Source organism: Spirochaetota bacterium, from assembly GCA_026414805.1.
Taxonomy (GTDB): Bacteria; Spirochaetota; UBA4802; order UBA4802; family UB4802; genus UBA4802.
The window spans coordinates 35,857-53,153 of the sequence record JAOAIH010000013.1; the positions used below are offsets into that span (position 1 = coordinate 35,857).

A 17,297-nucleotide genomic window follows, 5' to 3' on the forward strand; every position below is an offset into this window, starting at 1 on the left:
AAGCGATAGCTCATAACAAATGAATCCCCAGGAAATATATCCCGGCATTTTCAGAGTTGTACAGCACAGATCACGGAAAATAGCTCCTCCGGTGAATGTATATATTATTGCAGGTGAAGAAGGATTAATATTTGATGCAGGATATGGTGATGACACTTCAATACGCTTGATGGGTGAAGCAATTAATTTTGTGCAGAATAAAAATCCCAAGTGGCACATCTCAAACGTAATACCAAGTCATTCACATCCTGATCATTTTTCGGGGCTAAAGCAAATACAGAGTCACTACAATATTAAGGTTATGCTTACAGGAGAGATGGCAAAGGTTTTAACTGATGTACGAGCGTACCATGAGTCGTACAGATTGAGCACCGTGCAGCAGTACCGTTATGCCACACTATCCCAGCGAATATCCCAACTGCCACTACAGCTTGTATTCAGAAGCATGTACAAAAGGGTATATGGCATTTCATTTCTTCAATCGTATGATAGCACAGTGGTGCCAGGCCAAACTATATCGGTAAATGGCTATACCTTTACTGTACTACATGGCCCAGGGCATTGCAATGACCATATCATGTTGTATGAAAAACAGGAGGGCATTTTATTTGCTGGAGACAATATTTTACGAAGCATTTATACCTGGCTTGGTCCTCCCCGTTCAGACCTTGCAGAATATTACGCTACTCTTGAAGCATGTTGCAATCTGCCAAATTTAAAACTCATATTAACTGCTCATGGCAGCCCAATAAATAATCCCAAAGAAAGAATAAAAGAAATAATAGAATACCGAAAACTCAGGACAAAGCAAGTATTTTCAATTGTTGCCAATGAAGAAAATGGAATTACATTTAATAAGCTTTTGAATATTATTTATCCGCGCTCTGTTGAGCGCCGATGGCTGGCAAAAGGGTGGATTATTGTTACAATAGAATATCTGTTGCAAAAAAATGCCCTCAGATTTGAGGGCAAAAGAATTAAGGCCAACAAGTTTGATATACACAAACTGTAAAAAAGGAGCAAATGTTCCTATCGAGCAATCAATAGCTTTTTCCCTGTTAAAAATTCAAAGGCATCCTGTGCAGTTTGTTCAGGAATTTCTTCCATAGGTATATGTCCTACTCCTTCATAAACTTTGAAGACAGCATTTGGCAGGTCTTTTTGCCATTTTGGAAATTCTGTTGTATAGGGGATCCAGGTATCCTTTGTTCCCCACATTACCATAATTGGACATTTAATAGCAGTAAGCCCTCTGGATAGATCCTGCTTTTTGGAATACTCCTTCATTACCATGAATACATCTATCCATGCTCTTCTGTTTCCTTCTTTTTGCGATAGCTCAAAATATCGGTCCACTACTGCATCAGTAACTTTTGTCTGATCGCCGTAAACTTCGTGTACAGCTTTATTTATAAAATATCGAGGCATGCCAATTCGTGCGAAAGGTCGTACAAATATATTTGTAGAAAATTTTAACAGCCATGGCATATCCTGAGGATATCCAACAGAATCAATCAGGATAAGTTTTTCAACTTTATCGGGATGAGCTACTGCAAATTTCCATGCTATAAAACCCCCAAGGGAGTTTCCTGCTATTGAAAGCTTTTTAATGCCTATCTCTTCGATAGCTTTATTAAGAAGTTCCACACTATATTCTGGGGTATAGTTTTTGGATGGGATTTGGCCTGATAATCCAAAACCGGGTATGTCAAATCGGATAATCCTGAAATGTTCTTTCAATAATGACACCCATCCATCCCAGGTATGCAAAGATGAGCAGACTCCATGAATAAGCAATAATACCGGTTTATCTTTTTTTCCTTCATCTCTGATATGAATGGTTGTCCCATCAATTATAATAAAACGCGATGATTCATTGGCGTATTTAGGTTTCAGATCATCAAGGGGAATATTTCTCATACCCAGTGATGAGCAGCTTACTGTTAGAGTAAATACCATAAATAACATAATAAGTCGTGTGAAAGTGTTCATGAAATACCTCCATAGGAAAATACACAGTAATGTGATGCCTGTAAATGATATTCAAAAATAACAATTGTTATTAAAGAATCCTTTTAATTCTAAATTGAGTTCCTTATATAAAAGGGTTACTGATAATCTTTTGTATACAATATGTAATAAATGTTTGGTTTGAATTTATGGTTCAAACCAGATACTATCTCTATAGATAAATAGGAAAAAATAGAGTAAGTAAAAATACTGACAAGTCGGTACTTTTGTCAACAAATATTTTATAACCTATAGCAGTGTTGATAAGAATTTTTAATATATTGAAATGATGATTATAAAAAATTTTTCAATTGTTAGTTTTCTATAAAGATGTAAGGTAGTGAGAATAGAGAATATAAAATTTATGATTTTAATACAAAAACTATATTTAAGTTGTCTTTTTACTATTGCATGTCATGTGTTATATTGTTTTCGAAATTTACTCGGTAGCAGTGATAAAATTTTTATGTCACACATAAAAAATTAATAGTAATGCTTGACTTTTTCTTATAAAGATATTTTATTATATAACGAAGAGTAAGTTTTAGGTTATTTACAACTCTAAATTCTTACTATTCTAGCCGCAAGGAATCTTGCGGAAAGTCAGTTTGGTACTAGATGTACCACAAGTAAGGGTAAAGGTTATCCAGAAAAGAAAGAGGGTGAAATTCCTTCAAATTTCATCCTCTTTCTTTTTTATCACTCTACCTAAAATACTGTTGAAATGTATGGAAGAATATTTTATTTCTGTTAAGGTTATACCAAAATCATCAAAAAACAGTGTACAGTTTGAAGATGGTATTTTACGAGTGCACCTGAATGCACCACCTGTTGATGGAAAAGCAAATAAAGCACTAATACAGCTATTAGCCCATGTGCTTGGAGTTCCAAAATCCTCTGTAGAAATAATACGTGGTGAAAAAGGCAGGAATAAACAGATTAAAATTAAAGGCTTAAATGATGTTGCTTTGAAACAAAAACTTGATGATTATAATAGCAAATAATTTTTACTTTGTGTTCTTAAATACAAATGCACAAACAGAATATGAAACCGAGAACTTCTATGTTGCTGATATTGATAGCAGATGATGTGCATATTCATAGAATAATTTGTTAGGATTGCTATCATGGTGAGATTTTTATTTTACGTTAATCTCTTACTGGTAATTATAATTCTACAATCATGTGCATCAGAGAATGAGTCTATTAAAGAAGGGTGCATAAATAAAAATACATTGCAAGTAGTAGTTTTCATTCCTCAAAGTTCATTGCCGCAGGGGAAAAAAGATAAAGATATCATAGTAAAAGAAGCATTGAAAATTTCAGACAAGCGTTGCGAAGCCATCATCACGGGTGCATTGACCATGAACAATAAAACATTTGAATCACGTGATGCGTATGTTGTGTCATGGAAGATTGGTTTGATTCACAAGAAGCCCAATGGACATGTTGTCCAGGTGGATTATACATTACGTGATGAGATTGCTTCATTACTCCATTGTAAGTAGCATTGATGTATGCAATTTAAAACATTGATAACAGACGATGCAACTATCACAATTTTTGATGAAAGCTATAACGAAGCAATGCATTCGCTTTCTGGTGCCTATCAAGAAGCTGTCTTTATGCATGTTATTCCTTCAAAGGTATTAGAGAAACACGGTCAAGTACATGTGCTTGATATAGGGTTTGGCCTGGGCTACAATGTGCTTGCGTTATGTTATGAAGCCAAAAAACAAAATCGTGATGTTTTCTATTCAATCACCTCATTAGAAAAGAATAAATATATGGTAGAAGCAATGGAATGCGTACATTTCAATGATGATAGAGATAAAGTATATGAACTGTTGAAGCATTCAGCGCGTGGCAATAAAATCATTACTGATTATTTTAGTCATAGTGTACTGTATGGGGATGCCCGACAGTTACTATCGCTTTTGCCTGAAAACAGTATTGATGCTGTCTTTCACGATCCCTTTTCCCCTTACAAGAATCCTGAGTTGTGGAGTGTAGATTTTTTTAAAAAGCTTTTTGATGTATGCAAGGATGAGTGCATCGTTACAACATATTCAGCAGCAGTACATGTGAGGGTAGCAATGAAAAAGGGAGGTTTTATTGTTGGGAAGGGTCCTCAGGTGGGCAGAAAAAAAGAAGGGACTGTGGCAACCAAAAGAAATAATGCCGTTACTCCTCTTGGTGAAGAATATTTTGCATTGTTGAAAAATGATCCCAAGGCCATACCCTTTACTGATCCTGGTTTATGCACTACAACAGAAGAAATACGAGAGCGTCGTAGACTAAAAATGCTACAAGTTAAAAGAGGTCTTCAAGCTCCTTGATAACTGATGAGCCGTTTTGTTTCTTTTCTTCCTGCAGTGTACTATGAGCATCTTTTTTTTGAGAACCAATGCCTAGTGGCGTTTCGCCTTCTTTGAACTCAATATCTCCCGAAAGATCACCTTCGGAAAGTCGGTATGATAATGCACTTGCGTAAAAGTATGCCAGGTGGATTGCCTCATACACTTTTTTATTTTGGAGAATGTGCACTGATTCAACATTGATGTCAAATTCAAGAAAATCCTGCGGATTTTCAATTATTTTATTTTCCTCATCCATATCGTGAATGAGGATATCTAGTTGGGTAGCAATCTTATCCATGATAGCTTTTGTTGTCATTCGCATGTTTTTTGATTCAACTTTTTTCTTTTTTTCCAGCTGTGTGAGGCGCTTTGTGTATTCAATATACTGTGCATTGTTCAGTGGCTTTTCAGCGCGTATCCGCTCATAGGTTTCAAGGACATGCATGTATTCTTCAAAGCTTTCGGTTACCTTACGTAATTCATTGTAGCAATCAGTGAGCCTGTTTTTATAATCTATTTTGCCTGCATCAGTGAATTGAATATTATATTTGATTTTGTTTGTGGTGAGTATAATGGAAAATTCATCATCAAACTTTTTAAAGAGGGCATACGTAATCAAGGCCTTGTCTGCTGGGTTTACTTGAACATACGAATCTTTTGGGAATAATGCTACTATATCGTTGGTGCTCAAATTCATTAGCGAAAGCCCTTTGAGAATATGTTGGGGAATTTGAGGTTGTTCTTCTTGCTCCTTGGGGATTTGTTCTTCTGCCTTTTCAGCAGGCTTTGATGCTTTGCGTTTGCCAGGCAAATCGCTGTCACTTATTTGTAAGATAGTCCGTATGTAAGGGCTTGTAATATCAATATAGACATTGTAGTAGTGACAAAATATACTATGGAGCCTTGGCAGAAATTTATAAAAAGTAATATACAGGCTGTTACGAATGTATTTTCTTTTTTCATAGTGTGTAGATTTTTGCTTTTCTAACGATGCCTGTATTTCCAGCGCATTGTTGTAAGCCAGTTCAATTAATTCAATGTAGGGATAAAGGATATAGAGGCTTTTATACATGGACATAAGGTGGTTTTTGAGTTTTTGCATGCTCACCATACTGGTTGACTGGTACAGAGCTTCGATTTCATTAAAACGTGTCCTATCAAAGATGTTTGAAATCATTACAATAAGTTCATAATAAAGGGGATTAATCTGGTCAAGTTTGGATATTATTTGCTTGCTGTGCTGCGGGTTGAATATGTGAAAATACTGTACCTGGAACTGAAGAAGGGCTGTTTTATAGCTATGGATAAGATTTTCCATAAATCGGGGTTTAAAGAATTCTGCAGATAAACCGGATACCCCAAGTAAAAACAACCGCACGCGGATAAACAGTTTGGATAGTTTTTTTTGCAGCCACGTTTCAAACATTTCATCTGATTGTATTTTTGGCTGCTTTGGTTCTTTTGGAACTGTTCTTTGTGGTGTTTGTGATACTGTTCTAACTGCAGGCTTTACAATTTTTGTTTGCCGTATGGATGGCTTTTCGCGCTCCTCAATAACTTTGCCACCCGCTTGAACAAATTTTTCAAACATTTTTTTGCGGGTTTTTTCATCAAGTTCGTCAACTTTGATATTTTCTTTTGTTTTATCTATCTTTTTCATTATACTTCTCTTTGTTTTTAATATATATACACAATATAATGTATGTCAACAATATTTAATTTAAGAAAATAACTTGCAAAAATCTGAATAGGTATAAAATATGTGAGCACAAGTAATGTTGGTAGTATATGATTACCTTTCAGATTCAGACAACTCGAAAAGAAGAGTTTATTGATATAACTGCAAAAGTTACTGATGCGGTTATAAAATCAAATATTTCAAATGGCATCTGTTGTGTGTATGTACCGCATACCACTGCGGCTATCACCATTAATGAAAATGCGGATCCAACTGTACCAAAAGACATTCTTATGGGATTGTCGCACCTTAAACTTGAATCGTTGCATTTTGCTCACCTTGAAGGCAATTCGCCAGCTCATATCAAGTCTTCAATAATTGGTTGCTCCATAGCTATCATTGTAGAAAATAAACGTTTGCAACTGGGCACCTGGCAGGGAATATTTTTCTGTGAATTTGATGGACCACGCACACGGAAGGTGATAGTTCAGTGTGTGGGAACATAACAGTGTAATTTTTTGTTTTTGACAAATTTTGCACTAAACTTTTATGTATGAATACATAGTCTATATGGTAAATGGCATTACACCATTCAAAGTATGGTTTCTTAATGAACTATCCTTATAGAAAAACAATATTATATTGAGGTGAACAATGAATTATTTTACGGGTACCCAGGATTATGTTCTATCACAGGAACTTAAAGATAATGTGAATGTGGCGATAGCATTAGGGCGCCCACTGCTTGTTAAAGGTGAACCGGGCACAGGAAAAACATTGCTTGCACATTCTATTGCCAAAGGCCTTGGGAAAAGGCTTTTGGTGTGGAATATTAAATCCACAACTAAAGCGCAGGAGGGCTTATACGTATACGATACCGTGCAGCGACTGAACGATGCACGGTTTGGCGACAAAGATGTTTCCAATATAAAACAGTATATTAAGCTTGGTAAATTGGGAGAGGCTTTTGCCTCAGAAGACCAGGTAGTACTGTTAATTGATGAAATAGATAAAGCCGACATTGAGTTCCCTAATGACCTGTTACATGAGCTTGACATCATGAATTTTTATATACCTGAAACAGGCGAAACTATAACAGCAAAACACCGCCCCATCGTTATTATTACATCCAATAGCGAAAAAGAATTACCCGATCCGTTCTTGCGGCGGTGTGTGTTTCACTATATAGCTTTCCCTGATGAGGAGCTCATGGAAAAGATTGTGAGAGTACATTTCCCTGATATTGAAAAGAAGCTCTTACGTGAGTGCCTCAAAAAGTTTTACTGGATACGACAATTTGACATGCTACGGAAAAAACCCTCAACCAGCGAACTGATTGACTGGATTCAGGCGCTTATTGTGGGAGGTGTGCCTATTAAAAAGATTGAAGACGAATTGCCCTTTATTGGAACTCTTTTGAAAAAGAAAGAAGACATTGATGTAGTTGTCAATTCTGGTAAAACGCATTACGCATATAATAGCAGTGTAAGGACACGCGATGTTTATTAATTTTTTCTTTAATCTCAAAGCACATGGTGTGCCGGTATCACTTCATGAGTGGATAGCACTGCATGAGGCTCTTGCGTTGAATCTGAATGATACCAGCCTCACAAAGTTTTATTATATGGCACGTGCCATTCTTGTGAAAAATGAAGTATTTTACGATAGATACGATATCGCCTTCCTTGATACATTTAAAGATATTGAAACAACTGATGAGCTGCTTGAACAGATTTTAGAAGGCCTTAAGAAAGTTAAAGAACTTCATCTCACCGAGGAGGAAAAGCGTGAGATACAAAAGCTGAATTTAGATGAAGTGCTACGAAATTTTGAGGAGCAGCTGCGTCAGGGGCATTATAAAAATCATGTTGGTGGCAATAAAGCTATTGGCACTGGTGGCCGCTCCACGCAGGGTGCCTGGGGATATAATCCTGCAGGCATTAGAATAGGACAGGGTGTTTCTCGAAACAAGAGTGCTGTACAGATAGCTGAAAAACGCCAATTTAAAAATTACTCAAATCAGGTGGTGCTTGATACCCGGCAGATGCGCGTGGCGTTATCACACCTGCGTTCGCTTCTGCCTATCGGCCCTGAAGAAAAGCTTGATGTTGAGAAGACGGTAGATGCCACAAGCCGCAATGCAGGTGAGCTTGAGCTTATATGGAAAAAGAAAGAGAAAAAGGCTTCAAAGCTTATATTATTGATGGATGTAGGTGGTTCTATGACGCCGTACGCACGGCTTGTTGAACGGCTTTTTTCTGCTGCTTCATCGCAAATAAGCAAGCTGAAATATTACTATTTTCATAATTGTATATATCAGGACTTATGGAAAGATATTGAGCGCTCAGAGTCAATCAGTACAGCTGACTTTTTGAAAAATGCAGATAAGGATTATAAGCTCATCATCGTTGGGGATGCTGAAATGGCACCCTCAGAGCTTACCTGGGTCAATGGAGCTATCGACTACTGGTACCATAACGATATACCCGGGATTGTGTGGTTACAGCGAATACGCGAAACTTTTACTCATTCAATATGGCTTAATCCCATTCCCAAACGTTCATGGGATTATATACAGACAACACGTATGATTAAAAATATCTTTCCAATGTTTGAGCTTACATTGGAAGGTCTTGATGAAGGCATTAAGCAACTGGTGTCAGGCAGGGCACAACAAAAGGTAAGGTAAAAATATAGATACTTGTACTGCCTGCACAATGTCGGGCGGTATATCTGTTGGTGCTATCGTAATGTTTTTTGCAATTCAAGTTTGGCGACAGCTCTTTCACGATACTCCCGTGCTTTTTGATGCTCAGGATCTACTAGCAGTACTTTATCCCATTCGGCAATGGCCGCTTCAAAATTATCCTGTTCGTAATAAGTAATCCCATTCTGATAATATGTATTTATGTTGGCTTCTAATTTTGATTTAATAACTGATAAATAACTAGTAGTGTTACGATACCCCGGCTCTTCATTGTCCACTCTTTTAAACAGCCGATAGGCAGTTATCAGGTCCCCTTTGGTATATGCTTTTTCGCCATTAACATACATTTCATTGATGGTTTCCATCCTGTATATTTCTTTTAATATATCTTTTGCTTTTTCATCCCATGGATTTACTTTCAACGCTTTATTGCAGTAGGTCTTTGCTTCTTCAAATTTATTCTTTTTCCTGGCATCTAGAGCTTTAGAAGTATAAGGGTATGAAGCATTTTCAAGTTGATTTTTAATCCTGGTCTTCAATGCTGCTAATTCCAAACTTTCGGGATTGTACAATCCTGCATTAAGTGTACTCTGGTATGCGGCAATGTATTGTTTCTTATCAAATTGTTTTTTAGCAGTTGTGAAGTGATAATCGTATTTCTTTTTGGCATAATTTGAATTGCGTATGCTTGTAATCTGTGATTTAACGTCTTTATAGTTGGGATCACGTTTTTCGGCTTCTAGAAATTGTAAAAGTGCATTCTCCAGGTCGCCTTTGCGCTTATAATTCATGCCTGCATCATAATATTTTTGAGCTCTTTTCTGCAACGCTTCTGTAGTAATAATCAAATACTGGCGTGCCCCGCTATGTTCAGGGTCAATGGACAGTACCGTTTCAAAGCGCTCCTTTGCCTGTTTATAGTCCCCTTTTTTATATAATTGGATACCTTCCTGGTAGTTTTCATTCATTTTTTTCTTTTGCTGCTGGTATATTGTGGCACAACCAAAATTTGCAACCAATGAAAAGATAAGAATGAGAATATGTATTTTTATCGTAGATTTCCCCATATCCTGCTCCTTATTCTCATTTTTGTTACAAATTATATAATACTACCGGTCAAATCAACAATTTATTAAAATATTTTTATATTGACAATGATATTGCATGAAGGTTTTGTTTTAAGAAGATTGATTGCAGTAAATTAATTAACAAAAGATGGTGCCTTTGACCTGGAATGATTTTAGGTAAATTCTACTTTTTACAGGAGAGTTAATTTATACAATGATTCACAGCGATAATGTTGTAGAAGCACGAGATGTAGTAAAAACCTTCACAATGAAGAAAGGTTTTTTTGGTAAAAAAACTGTGATAAGAGCTGTGGATGGAGTTAGTTTATCCATTCCAAAGGGGAATACGTATGGACTAGTTGGCGAAAGTGGATGTGGAAAAACAACACTGGCACGTACGCTACTTCGCCTTATTGAACCTGATAGTGGGCAAATTATAATTTTACATACACCACTGCATACATTATCAAAAGATACACTGCGGCGGTTCAGAAAAAACATGCAGATTGTCTTTCAGGATCCCTATGGGTCGCTCAATCCCAGGATGACAGTAGAAAAGATAATATCCGAATCCCTCCGCATTCATGAAAATCTTTCAAAGGAGGAGGTAAAAGAAAAAACGTATGCACTATTGAGTATGGTTGGGTTGGATGCAAGTCATGCTGCACGGTATCCTCATGAATTCAGTGGTGGCCAGCGGCAGCGAATTTGTATAGCCAGGGCACTTGCAGTGAGTCCATCCTTTGTTGTGCTTGATGAGCCTATATCAGCGCTTGATGTATCTATTCAGGGGCAAATATTAAATTTACTAGCTGATATACAGGATACATTAGGTGTTGCATATCTATTTGTAGCGCATAATTTAGCTGTGGTAAAACATGTTAGCACTATGGTAGGGGTTATGTATCTTGGGAAAATTGTTGAGGAAAATTTTTCAAATGCATTATATAAAAAACCACTTCATCCGTATACAAAAAGTTTGATTGCTTCAATCCCGGATATAAAACCTGCCAAGCATGCATTTCAGGTTGTAAAGGGCGAGATCCCTTCTCCAGAAAATCCCCCTCAAGGGTGCCATTTCCATCCACGATGCCAGTATGCTATGCCACTATGCAGGGAAGCATATCCGGCCACAGTCACTGTAAATGGAGCAAAGGTTGCATGTTTTCTCTACCATTGAGGATAGCAATAATAATTTTAGTTTGTGGTAGTTTTTGCCTGGCTTTGGATGAATTTGCAGTAACTGTCGCCCAAAAACCAAAATATACCATTTATGAAAAGGATGGTGTACTCTTTTGTTCGGGTGATACACAAGTAGCAGTGCAAAATAATAAAGGTGCAGAAAAGCTTGTAATAAATGATCTGGACTCTGCAATAGAAATATTCAAAGAAGGCCTGCAACATGCTCCGCTGTTTTATCCTTTTTTGTATAATATTGGAATTGCCTTTATGCGTAAAAGGGAGTATGATGCCGCCCATGTATATTTTGAAAAAGCTATGCACGTTGTGCCAGAAAATCCAAAAATATATATATTGATGGGAGAGCTTTATGCATTAACAGGAAGAGAAGGCGATGGACTTATACTATTCAGAAAAGCGTTGCAGATTAACCGAAAGGAGTTAGTAGCAATAATAAAAATAGGGAATATCTATGTTGATCGTAATCAGCTTGAATTAGCTCAGCGTTATTATGATGCTGCATTAAAAATTAATCCACAGTACCCTGATGCAGTCATTGGCTTTGCAAAAATCCATTTTAAAAAAGGTGAATATTATAAAGCCTTAGTCTGGCTCAAATCAATAGATGTGGCAAAAACACAGTATGATAAAGCATATCATTATTATTTTGCCGAAAGCTCATTCAAGTTAAAAGACTATAAAACAGCATATGAACAATATGCAAAATTACTGCAGTATAAAGATGATGTTTTTTTTCTTTCTCATTCGTATGCGTTAATAGAGCATAAGATGAATCTTTCACGCCAGTTTGCTGAACTGGAAATGGAATAAAAGGATACACTTGTTGTGTGTTGACATTTTACTTCATGATAAAGTTTGATATTTCCAAAAAAATCTTTTTCTTCAAATTTTCAAGCATTCGTGCAACCTGTGTATTGAGTTCCCTGTCTGTGCTTCTTTTCTGTATTAACTTATTAATTTCGTTGATTTCATTGTGCAGAATTCCGTTAAGTTTTTCAAGAGTAGCAAGATATTCAGCAGAGCCCTGTGACTGTAAATGAAGTTTCCTCTTTTTTATTTCATCAAGCAACTCGCGTTCTTTTTCTTTTTTTGTGGTTTCGTTCAGCATAATTTGGTCAAGTGTTTGCTGGGCTTCAATGATGGAATTGATTTTATTTGATATATAGTACAGAGCAGTATGAGGAGGATTTGCAAATATATGTGGCAGATGAGTACAGGTAAATTCCTGATGTATTGCGTTGTAAAGATTTTCATCTATTATAGCATAGTTGTATAAAATATCATCAGTGTATTTTTCATCTGCTACCAGCAGAATATCCTGCCCTGCATGGATTGTCCTGGCATTGTATGACTGGATTATTGCTTTAAACGGCATGGCTGCACTAGAATTGTGTTGTGTGATGGTATGTTTAATTGCAATAAATGCATCTGCAATGTTCAAAGGATTGTTTGAATACACTATAACAGAACCAGGTAAAAGTGAATAAGTTATACAATTATTTTTTTTACAATGGTCCAGGATGAGCGATTGAAAATTAGCAAGTGATGTAGCAAGCTCTTCAAGCAACACTGGATTTTCATATGCCAACATCTTAATAGAAATGATGAAAAGATCTTTTACAGCATCTAATTTACCTGGTTTGACAGTTATTTGTGGTGTGGTTTGAGAAATGTCAATGCCATTCTTTCGGTACATATTGGCAATAAAATTAACTATATCATCACATGTTTCTGCAGGCAAATTCAGCAACAACGATATGATTTGGTGACCTATTGCATATTCTTCTTTTAATAGTGATAACAAAAAATATGAAAATTCAGGCATAGCATAATTATGAAATATATATAGCATTTCTATCTGAATATCCCTGTTTTTGATTATTAGCATTTCTTTAATATACCGTTCAACATCCTTGTTGTTAAGCTGTAATAATAATGCACATGCATATATGCGAATTCGAATTCCTGATTCTTTCATGCAATCTAACAGAAATTGAGTTAATGCCCGTTTATTGAAATCCCTTAACCGGGGAACAATACTGCCTATAGCCTGAAGTATTGTTTCTTTTACTAAAATTTCGTTTGTATCAGCAAAAAGTGTAATAAGCCATTCCAATTCTTTTTCATTGCCACAGTGCCCAAGTGTAAGAATGGCAGATTGCTTGATTGCCACATCATTGTTTGTTTCTATGATACTCCTTAAAATTTCAGTTGAGTTTTTATACTGGGTGGTTTCTGCATGTGCAAGCAGATTTAATGCTTCAAGAGTAACTTCGGGATTAGGGGGTGGTGTACTTTTTAACAGTTCAAAAAGTATAGAGGCTGCTTGCTGGTCTTTGTAATTTGAAAAATATTTGAGGGAAAAAAGCTGTTCTTTACGGTCGCCAGACAATAACATTAATTCCAGTTCACCCAGCATGTAAGGATATCGCATACGTGATAATGTTTGAATGCAAGATTCAAATAATATTTCATCTCGATATTTCTTTAAGTAATTGTAGATTTTTACAAGGAGTGTTGCAGCAGATTGAATGTTTAATTGAGCTATAATATTGCAGAGCCGTACAATCCTTTCCTGCAGAAATCGTTTCTCAAAGTCGATTGTTTCAAGCCGTGAAGCAGAAATTTCCCTGCTTTTGGGATCACTGTCATAGAGCATTTCTATTAACAACGAAAATGGTTCTCTGGTAGAGCTATCGACATATGGAAGATGAGTGGTTATAAGAGCAATAATTTTCTGTATCTCCTGAATTTGTTCATGACGAAGATAGTGAATTATCTTGTGTAATATTTGTGGAGTAAATTTTGATAGGATGAAGTCCCTTACCTTCCTGACAGCCTCAGGGTAATTTTTTTCCTCTACATTTGATATCATGTAGTTTTTTCTGTAAAGTTCAAAAAATGAGTCCAATGTAACAGTAAAGTAATTAAAAAGTTTATCTTTGAGCAAGGCACTGGTTCTGTCACTCTGAAGTGATGTGAAATAGTTTAAGATAATATCTACAATTATTGCATTGTGATGAGAGGAAATGGTGCCAAATGAAATAAGGGCACGAATTAAAGGTTCTGGATCACGCAACAGCATAATTTTGTGCTGGAGTAAAAAGAGCAATTCTTCTTTTTCATTTTCGCTTTTGCCATTGAGTACTTTTAATACGTAATCATTTGTTTCTCTGTGTTTGGATACAATGAGGGCGTTTAAGCATGCAATTTTAACCATAGAGGAAAACTCATCAAATTGCGAAAGCATCTTTGATAAAAAAACCCTGGCTTCAATAATGAGGTTATCTTCACTTTCTGTGGTGGATGTTCCGTTTTTCTGAGTTTTTTGAGTAATGCAATAATGGCTGATATATGAAACAGCATCAAAGATAGCAGAAAGAGTATAATCATTATCCTGTGTTAATGCGCTTAATAAATGTATATCATTGTATATTGATAGTAATCGTATTGCGTAGTACCTGATTATTTCGCTTGTAGCAGTATCGTTGAGAATATCTTTTAATGTAGTAAGGAGATTGTTGTCGGGAACCATTAGTATCCTGAGTGTTTCCATGCACTGTTGTACAACTGAATAATTTGATTCTTTATTGTAATTCTGCATAATGTAATTGGTGAAAAGCTCAACAGTTTGTTTGTTACCGTAGGTTGCAAGGTACTTGCAGATCTGGACCTTTTCCTCATCTGTTATTGGCTGTTGAAATAATGTGTGGAATAAGTCAGTAAATCCAGGAAGTAAATATTGTGTTATTGTCCTTATTGCACTGAAGCGAATAATTGGCTCGGCTGATAATTCTGCACAAAGTATATTATGGGCAACTTCAATTTTAGAATTAGCAATAAAAGGATGTAAGCATATACGTAAATACGGAGTAAATTTAAGATTTTTAGTAAGTTCAAGCTTAATTGATTGAAGAATGTCGCGTTCCATACAATACCTTTAGTGCATCATTATTTATTAAAAAAATATACAGTATGAACAGGCAATATGTAAATCAGAATTTTTCATAAGGAAAATGTAAAGATAAAAAAAAGCTTGAAATTGTACACATATAATACTATATTGATTAATTGAGGTAGTTGGTTTTCTGCTTTATTATTAAAGGTTGTGTGTAAAGCGGGTGGCAAAAGCCACTCTTTTTTTTAGCCATTTTAAATGTCATACAAACGTGAGATTTGCAATGAAACGTAACGATACCATTGACAAAATCATTCAGAATGTTGCTCATGACTTGGGGTATAGCATCTACGACAGCGTTCTTGTTTTGCATGGAAAGACACCACGTATAACTGTAAAGATTGATCATATTAATGGTATATCCCATAGTGATTGTGAAAAGTTCAGCAAGGAATTGTCACACCGATTAGATATGGAAGATGTACTTGACGATTATATACTTGAAATTTCTTCACCAGGGATAAAGCGTGAACTAAGAACAATTGATGATTATATACGGTTTATGGGGTCGCCAGTAAAGGGTATTTACAATCAAGATAATGTCAGAAAAACCTTCAAGGGCACGCTTAGTAGTGTAAATGGTGAGATAGTTACTATTAATGAATCTAATAAAGTATTGACTCTTACGTATAATCAAATCATAAAAGCAAATCTAGATTATTAAAGGTGAACTGTATGAGTGGAAATTTTTTTGAAGCGTTGCATCAGATTGCTACTGAAAAAGGCATAACCCGTGAGATGATTGAGGAGATAGTTCAGTCAGCAATGCTTTCTGCATATAAGAAACAATATGGAATTTCCAGACCTGTAGAAATTACCTTTGACAGGGAAAAAAATACAGTGAAGATTGTTTCTAGAAAGATGGTAGTGCGTGTTCCAAAAAATCATGCTGAGGAGATATCGCTGGAAGAAGCACAGAAGATTAAGCCTGATGCAAAATTTGGCGATGAAATTGTCGTTGAAGAAAACCCGCTTGAAACATTTGGGCGCATTGCTGCACAAACAGCAAAACAGGTCATACTGCAGAAAATTAAAGAAGCAGAAAAAAATATTGTGTATGATGAATACAAAGACAAGGTAAATGAGTTAATTAATGGATATGTGCAGCGTAAAACAAAAGAAGCACTGTATATCGATTTAGGGAAAACAGAAGGCATTATCCCTGCCCGGGAACAATCTCCTCTTGAGCATTATAAGATTGGTGACCGAGTTAAGGCAATTGTGCTGAGTGTACAGAAAAACAGCAAAGGACCAAGTGTAGTGCTTTCACGGGCACATCCCAAATTTGTTGAAAAACTCTTTGAAATGGAAATACCTGAAATATATGATGGCATTGTAAAAATAGTAAATATTGTACGTGAGCCAGGGCTAAGGACAAAGGTTGCGGTCACAAGTGATAGGGATGACATTGACAGTGTGGGAGCATGTGTTGGCATGAAGGGCGTACGAATCCAATCGATTGTCCGCGAACTTGAAGGTGAAAAAATAGATGTTATAGAGTATTCACCTAATAAAAAAGTTATGGCTCAAAATGCCCTTACTCCAGCAAAGGTTAAAGAGATTATTGAGACACGAGATGGCGGCGTTATCGCTGTTGTGGACAACGACCAGTATAGGCTTGCTATTGGAAAAAATGGCCACAACGCACGGTTGGCTGCTAAATTGTGCGGATTTAATATCGACATCAAGACCGAAGATCAATATCGTGAATTCTTAAGTTCAAGTGAATCGCGTGCACTGGTTGAGCAGCTTTTTGCTACAACGTCTGAAGGCGAAACGCCACTTGAAGAGCTACCTGGGCTTGATGCACGAACTATTGCTCTGCTTGAGGCAGGTGGTATTTTCTCTGTGGAGGACCTGGTTGAAAAATCTGTTGAGGATCTCATGCGTATTGATGGTATTGGCGAAAAGACAGCTCAAAAGATAATAAATATAATACAAGAATATGTTGACTTTGAAGAAGAAGATTATGAAGATGAACAGGAAAACGATAAATAGCAGGTAACTTTATTTTAACTAATAGGAATGTATTAATGAAAGCTATTGATGTTGCAACAAAAAATCATGTTTCAACAGATGATGTCATAAAGATCTGTAAGGATCTTGGCATTCCCTGTACTGATGAGCAGTCGGAATTGGCAAATGATGATGTATTTCTTATAGAAAAAAAGATTCAGATAATAAAAGAACAGAGAGCTCAGGAAGCCAAGAAACTTATACAGCAAGCAGAGTTGAAAAAGAAAATAAAACTGAAACGAAAAGTACATGTAGCTAAGGAACTTAAAAAAGAAGCTGAAGCAAAAGAATCCGAAACTTT

General features: G+C 36.2%; 16 protein-coding genes. 12 read left to right on the top strand and 4 right to left on the bottom strand.

Annotated elements, in window-relative coordinates; all coding sequences use genetic code 11:
* Positions 1 to 19 precede the first annotated feature (19 nt).
* Entirely contained in the window at positions 20 to 1,012 is a 993-nt protein-coding gene (locus tag N3F66_04355) for an MBL fold metallo-hydrolase (GenBank protein MCX8123379.1), read from the top strand.
* A gap of 17 nt (positions 1,013 to 1,029) precedes the next feature.
* On the opposite strand, the gene N3F66_04360 is transcribed toward N3F66_04355, so the two are convergent.
* Positions 1,030 to 1,992 (bottom strand): alpha/beta hydrolase, encoded by a 963-nt coding sequence (locus tag N3F66_04360; GenBank protein ID MCX8123380.1) that lies wholly within the window; start codon positions 1,990 to 1,992, stop codon positions 1,030 to 1,032.
* 746 nt (positions 1,993 to 2,738) lie between these two features.
* On the opposite strand from N3F66_04360, the gene N3F66_04365 reads away from it, so the two are divergent.
* From N3F66_04365 to N3F66_04375, 3 genes are all read left to right on the top strand, one after another.
* The gene (locus tag N3F66_04365; protein MCX8123381.1) at positions 2,739 to 3,014 is read left to right on the top strand and encodes a DUF167 domain-containing protein; all 276 of its coding nucleotides are present in this window, start codon (positions 2,739 to 2,741) and stop codon (positions 3,012 to 3,014) included.
* 123 nt (positions 3,015 to 3,137) lie between these two features.
* Positions 3,138 to 3,518, top strand: coding sequence for a hypothetical protein (locus N3F66_04370; protein MCX8123382.1), 381 nt, complete (start codon positions 3,138 to 3,140; stop codon positions 3,516 to 3,518).
* 9 nt (positions 3,519 to 3,527) lie between these two features.
* Entirely contained in the window at positions 3,528 to 4,349 is an 822-nt protein-coding gene (locus tag N3F66_04375) for an MnmC family methyltransferase (GenBank protein MCX8123383.1), read from the top strand.
* Here N3F66_04375 and N3F66_04380 read toward each other — a convergent pair.
* Positions 4,324 to 6,030: a hypothetical protein gene (locus tag N3F66_04380; GenBank protein ID MCX8123384.1), complete on the bottom strand. Its 1,707-nt coding sequence runs from the start codon at positions 6,028 to 6,030 to the stop codon at positions 4,324 to 4,326. The genes N3F66_04375 and N3F66_04380 overlap by 26 nt on opposite strands.
* Before the next feature lie 128 nt (positions 6,031 to 6,158).
* On the opposite strand from N3F66_04380, the gene N3F66_04385 reads away from it, so the two are divergent.
* The 3 genes from N3F66_04385 (at position 6,159) to N3F66_04395 (ending at position 8,737) form a co-directional block, all read left to right on the top strand.
* On the top strand, positions 6,159 to 6,554 hold the full coding sequence (locus N3F66_04385; protein ID MCX8123385.1) for a secondary thiamine-phosphate synthase enzyme YjbQ: 396 nt from the start codon (positions 6,159 to 6,161) through the stop codon (positions 6,552 to 6,554).
* 148 nt (positions 6,555 to 6,702) lie between these two features.
* On the top strand, positions 6,703 to 7,557 hold the full coding sequence (locus N3F66_04390; protein ID MCX8123386.1) for a MoxR family ATPase: 855 nt from the start codon (positions 6,703 to 6,705) through the stop codon (positions 7,555 to 7,557).
* The gene (locus N3F66_04395; GenBank protein MCX8123387.1) at positions 7,547 to 8,737 is read left to right on the top strand and encodes a VWA domain-containing protein; all 1,191 of its coding nucleotides are present in this window, start codon (positions 7,547 to 7,549) and stop codon (positions 8,735 to 8,737) included. Before N3F66_04390 ends, N3F66_04395 begins: the two co-directional genes overlap by 11 nt.
* A 53-nt stretch (positions 8,738 to 8,790) precedes the next feature.
* On the opposite strand, the gene N3F66_04400 is transcribed toward N3F66_04395, so the two are convergent.
* A complete protein-coding gene (locus N3F66_04400) occupies positions 8,791 to 9,822 on the bottom strand; it encodes a tetratricopeptide repeat protein (protein MCX8123388.1) in 1,032 nt (343 codons plus the stop codon).
* A 214-nt stretch (positions 9,823 to 10,036) separates the two neighbouring features.
* On the opposite strand from N3F66_04400, the gene N3F66_04405 reads away from it, so the two are divergent.
* Positions 10,037 to 11,002: an ATP-binding cassette domain-containing protein gene (locus N3F66_04405; protein MCX8123389.1), complete on the top strand. Its 966-nt coding sequence runs from the start codon at positions 10,037 to 10,039 to the stop codon at positions 11,000 to 11,002.
* A complete protein-coding gene (locus tag N3F66_04410; GenBank protein ID MCX8123390.1) occupies positions 10,984 to 11,832 on the top strand; it encodes a tetratricopeptide repeat protein in 849 nt (282 codons plus the stop codon). Before N3F66_04405 ends, N3F66_04410 begins: the two co-directional genes overlap by 19 nt.
* 28 nt (positions 11,833 to 11,860) lie before the next feature.
* Here N3F66_04410 and N3F66_04415 read toward each other — a convergent pair whose 3' ends face one another.
* Complete coding sequence (locus tag N3F66_04415) at positions 11,861 to 14,953, bottom strand: HEAT repeat domain-containing protein (GenBank protein ID MCX8123391.1); 3,093 nt, start codon at positions 14,951 to 14,953, stop codon at positions 11,861 to 11,863.
* A gap of 250 nt (positions 14,954 to 15,203) precedes the next feature.
* Between N3F66_04415 and N3F66_04420 the strand changes: the two genes are divergently transcribed.
* The 3 genes from N3F66_04420 to N3F66_04430 form a co-directional block, all read left to right on the top strand.
* The gene (locus N3F66_04420; protein ID MCX8123392.1) at positions 15,204 to 15,644 is read left to right on the top strand and encodes a ribosome maturation factor RimP; all 441 of its coding nucleotides are present in this window, start codon (positions 15,204 to 15,206) and stop codon (positions 15,642 to 15,644) included.
* A gap of 11 nt (positions 15,645 to 15,655) precedes the next feature.
* On the top strand, positions 15,656 to 16,978 hold the full coding sequence (nusA, locus tag N3F66_04425) for a transcription termination factor NusA (protein MCX8123393.1): 1,323 nt from the start codon (positions 15,656 to 15,658) through the stop codon (positions 16,976 to 16,978).
* 35 nt (positions 16,979 to 17,013) lie between these two features.
* A partial coding sequence (locus N3F66_04430) for a hypothetical protein (protein ID MCX8123394.1) occupies positions 17,014 to 17,297 on the top strand: 284 nt, incomplete at its 3' end.

What these genes read in the sequence shown, in the direction of transcription:
- N3F66_04385 (MCX8123385.1), top strand. Translation starts at nt 6,159, where the DNA reads ATGATTACCTTTCAGATTCAGACAACTCGAAAAGAAGAGTTTATTGAT.
- N3F66_04395 (MCX8123387.1), top strand. Translation starts at nt 7,547, where the DNA reads ATGTTTATTAATTTTTTCTTTAATCTCAAAGCACATGGTGTGCCGGTA.
- N3F66_04380 (MCX8123384.1), bottom strand. Translation starts at nt 6,030, where the DNA reads ATGAAAAAGATAGATAAAACAAAAGAAAATATCAAAGTTGACGAACTT.
- nusA (MCX8123393.1), top strand. Translation starts at nt 15,656, where the DNA reads ATGAGTGGAAATTTTTTTGAAGCGTTGCATCAGATTGCTACTGAAAAA.
- N3F66_04375 (MCX8123383.1), top strand. Translation starts at nt 3,528, where the DNA reads ATGCAATTTAAAACATTGATAACAGACGATGCAACTATCACAATTTTT.
- N3F66_04390 (MCX8123386.1), top strand. Translation starts at nt 6,703, where the DNA reads ATGAATTATTTTACGGGTACCCAGGATTATGTTCTATCACAGGAACTT.
- N3F66_04360 (MCX8123380.1), bottom strand. Translation starts at nt 1,992, where the DNA reads ATGAACACTTTCACACGACTTATTATGTTATTTATGGTATTTACTCTA.
- N3F66_04420 (MCX8123392.1), top strand. Translation starts at nt 15,204, where the DNA reads ATGAAACGTAACGATACCATTGACAAAATCATTCAGAATGTTGCTCAT.
- N3F66_04370 (MCX8123382.1), top strand. Translation starts at nt 3,138, where the DNA reads ATGGTGAGATTTTTATTTTACGTTAATCTCTTACTGGTAATTATAATT.
- N3F66_04355 (MCX8123379.1), top strand. Translation starts at nt 20, where the DNA reads ATGAATCCCCAGGAAATATATCCCGGCATTTTCAGAGTTGTACAGCAC.
- N3F66_04410 (MCX8123390.1), top strand. Translation starts at nt 10,984, where the DNA reads ATGTTTTCTCTACCATTGAGGATAGCAATAATAATTTTAGTTTGTGGT.
- N3F66_04415 (MCX8123391.1), bottom strand. Translation starts at nt 14,953, where the DNA reads ATGGAACGCGACATTCTTCAATCAATTAAGCTTGAACTTACTAAAAAT.
- N3F66_04365 (MCX8123381.1), top strand. Translation starts at nt 2,739, where the DNA reads ATGGAAGAATATTTTATTTCTGTTAAGGTTATACCAAAATCATCAAAA.
- N3F66_04400 (MCX8123388.1), bottom strand. Translation starts at nt 9,822, where the DNA reads ATGGGGAAATCTACGATAAAAATACATATTCTCATTCTTATCTTTTCA.
- N3F66_04405 (MCX8123389.1), top strand. Translation starts at nt 10,037, where the DNA reads ATGATTCACAGCGATAATGTTGTAGAAGCACGAGATGTAGTAAAAACC.